The following is a 3,080-nucleotide window of genomic DNA, read 5'->3' as shown; positions in this document are numbered from 1 at the left end:
CTACGGGCACGTGTCCGACGAGCATCCGGGGCCAGGGCGCCGAGCATTCGTTCATCTGACCGATTGCCTTCCAAGAGATTTCGGCCTGACCGTACGAGAGGGAGTATAACGATCCGGGGCACCGGCGCATCCCGACTCGAACCGTCCGGCTCTGCCACAATGACGTGCATGCACTGGAATGGCGGGCCCCTCTCGCGCGCCTCGCGCGTGTATGTCGCGGGCCATCGCGGACTGGTGGGATCGGCGCTGTGGCGGCGGTTGCGGGCGGCGGGATTCACCGATCTCGTCGGGCGCGATTCCACCGAACTCGACCTGCGCGACGCCCGCGCCACCGCCGAATTCCTCACCGCGACAAGGCCGCACGTGGTGATCGACGCCGCCGCCCGGGTGGGCGGGATCGTGGCGAATGCGACGCGGCCCGCCGAATTCCTCTCCGACAATCTGCGCATTCAGGTCAATCTGCTCGACGCCGCGGTGGCAACCGGCGTGCAACGCTTCCTGTTCCTGGGGTCGAGCTGCATCTACCCGCGTGAGGCCGCCGTGCCGATCCGGGAAGACGCGCTGTTCACCGGCCCGCTGGAAACCACCAACGATGGCTACGCCGTAGCGAAACTTGCCGGTATCACACAGGTTTCCGCTATCCGGCGGCAATACGGCCTGCCGTACATCAGCGCACTGCCGACCAATGTCTATGGTCCCGGTGATAATTTCCACCCCTCCGCCAGCCATGTCGTACCCGGCCTGATCCGCCGCTTCCACGAGGCCGCCCACGCGCAGGCACCGACCGTCGACTGCTGGGGCACGGGGCAGCCGCTGCGGGAGTTCATCCACGCCGACGATCTGGCCGACGCCTGCCTGTTCCTGCTCGACCACTACGACGGCGACAGCCCGGTCAATGTCGGCACCGGCCAGGAGGTCACGGTGGCCGAACTCGCCACCACGATCGCGAGCATCGCCGGGTATCGCGGCGAAATCCGTTGGGACCCTTCGCGACCGGACGGCACGTACCGCAAGCTGCTGGACGTCTCGCTGCTGACCGGCCTGGGCTGGGGCCCGCCGTCCATCTCCCTGCCCGACGGGCTCAAGGCCACCTATCACTGGTTCCTCGATCATCAGGCGGACTACCGGGGTTGACGCCAGGTGGCGAGATCCGGGCGATCGATCCATACCTCCGATTCGGTTTTCAGCATTTCGATATCGGCATCGACCATGAGCCGCGCCAATTCCGGGGCGCGCACCTGCGGCTCCCAGCCGAAGGTGGCCGTCGCCTTCGCGGCATCGCCGATCATGGCGTCCACCTCCGCGGGCCGCAGATACCGATCATCGAATCGGACGTGGCGTTCCCAGTCGAGCCCGGCCCGATCGAAGGCCATCGCCAGGAAATCCCGCACCGAATACCCGGTGCCGGTGGCGAGCACGTAGTCGTCGGGCTCGTCGGCCTGCAGCATGCGCCACATGCCCTCGACGTATTCCGGCGCGTACCCCCAGTCGCGCACGGTGTCGACGTTGCCCATCCACAGGTGCTCGTCGAGCCCGGCGGCGATCCGCGCCACCGCGCGCGTGATCTTGCGGGTCACGAAGGTCTCTCCGCGGCGCGGTGATTCGTGATTGAACAGAATCCCGTTGACGGTGTACAGCCCATACGCCTCGCGGTAGTTGCGAGCCGCCCAGTAGGCGAACATCTTCGCCGTGCCGTAGGGCGAGCGCGGATGCAGCGGCGTCGACTCGTTCTGCGGCGGCGGTGACGAGCCGAACATCTCCGAACTCGACGCCTGATAGAACCGGCAGTCCAAGCCGATCTGCCGGATCGCCTCCAGGAGCCGGATCGTCCCCAAACCGGTGGTCTCCGACGTGTATTCGGGCTCGTCGAAGCTCACCCGGACATGCGACTGCGCGGCCAGGTGATAGATCTCATCCGGCTCGATCCGCCGGATCAGCGTCGCGAGCCGGGCACTGTCGTTCAATTCCCCGTAGTGGGTGAACAGTCGCGCCTGCGGATCGTGTGGATCCACATACAGATGGTCGATGCGCCGGGTGTTGAAGGTCGACGCGCGCCGGATGATCCCGTGCACCTCGTACCCCTTGCTCAGCAGCAGTTCGGCCAGATACGAACCGTCCTGCCCGGTAATCCCGGTGATCAACGCACATTTGGTCATCGGACCGCCCTCCCCCGTGCGGTAGCCAACTGAATGATCCAGTCCTCGTAGCTGTCCAGCGCGGCGTCCGCCTTCAACAGCGCCGCCGCGTATCTCCGGCCCGCCGCACCGAACTCCGCGCCGAGCACCGGATCGGTGCCGATGCGCAGCGCCTCGGCGAGCAGCAATTCCGGGCGGCCCCCCGGCACGATGACCCCCGCCCCCGAGGCGGTCATCTCCTGCGCGGTGTACCCGGCCGCCTCCGCCGCCGCGAGAATCGGCTTGCCGGAGGTGAAATACGAGGTCAGCTTGCTGGGTACGGCCATCTGCGCCACCCCCGGCAGCTCGTTGACCAACAGCACGTCCGCCGCGCCGAGGGCGGAGGGAAACTCCGACTCGCTCACCGGCGGCAGGATCTCGAGGGTGGACAGCCCGGCGCTCGCGGCCTCGATCCGGCGGCGCTGATTGCCGTCGCCGAGCAGGACGAAACGAATCGGAAGTCGCTGTCGCGCAGCCAATTCGGCGGCCGCGACGACATTCTCGAGACCCTGTTTGGTCCCCATATTGCCCGCGTGCAGCACGACGATCTCCTCGTCGGGCCACCCCCGCGCCGCCCGGAACGCCGCGCTGGCACGCGGATCCGGGGACGAGACATGATTCCAGTTGCGGATGACCCGGATCCGATCCCGCTCGACACCCAGCTCCCGCACCAGATCGCCGCGCAGGCCGTCGTGGATCACCGCGACGCCGTCGGCATGCCGGAACGCGGCGGATTCCAGTGTTCGCACCAGCCGCGCGGCGGGCCGCGGCAGCGCCCCGGTCTCGACCACGCCCCGGCTGTAGAGGTCGTGCACGAGCACGCCGACCGCCGGAGCGCCCGGCGTCAGCCGCGCCCGCGCGACCGCCATGGCGGTCGCCAGCAGCGGCGGGGTGATGCAGACGACC

3 protein-coding genes are annotated in these 3,080 nt (G+C 68.0%); 1 reads left to right on the top strand and 2 read right to left on the bottom strand.

Going from position 1 to position 3,080, the window contains the following annotated elements; genetic code table 11:
* The first annotated feature begins 168 nt into the window (after nt 1-168).
* Complete coding sequence (locus ACWELQ_RS42285; protein ID WP_452402609.1) at nt 169-1,134, top strand: GDP-L-fucose synthase family protein; 966 nt, start codon at nt 169-171, stop codon at nt 1,132-1,134.
* Here ACWELQ_RS42285 and gmd read toward each other — a convergent pair.
* Together gmd and ACWELQ_RS42275 are read right to left on the bottom strand one after the other, a co-directional pair.
* A complete protein-coding gene (gene gmd, locus ACWELQ_RS42280) occupies nt 1,122-2,156 on the bottom strand; it encodes a GDP-mannose 4,6-dehydratase (protein ID WP_452402608.1) in 1,035 nt (344 codons plus the stop codon). The genes ACWELQ_RS42285 and gmd overlap by 13 nt on opposite strands.
* A partial coding sequence (locus tag ACWELQ_RS42275) for a glycosyltransferase family 4 protein (RefSeq protein ID WP_452402607.1) occupies nt 2,153-3,080 on the bottom strand: 928 nt, incomplete at its 5' end. The genes gmd and ACWELQ_RS42275, both read right to left, overlap by 4 nt.

The organism is Nocardia sp. NPDC004722 (assembly GCF_053601505.1).
The sequence above is the reverse complement of the archived record's forward strand: the minus strand, read 5'-3'. Positions and strand labels throughout refer to the sequence as shown.

Coding starts and splice junctions, on each gene's coding strand:
- gmd (WP_452402608.1), bottom strand. CDS start 2,156: ATGACCAAATGTGCGTTGATCACCGGGATTACCGGGCAGGACGGTTCG.
- ACWELQ_RS42285 (WP_452402609.1), top strand. CDS start 169: ATGCACTGGAATGGCGGGCCCCTCTCGCGCGCCTCGCGCGTGTATGTC.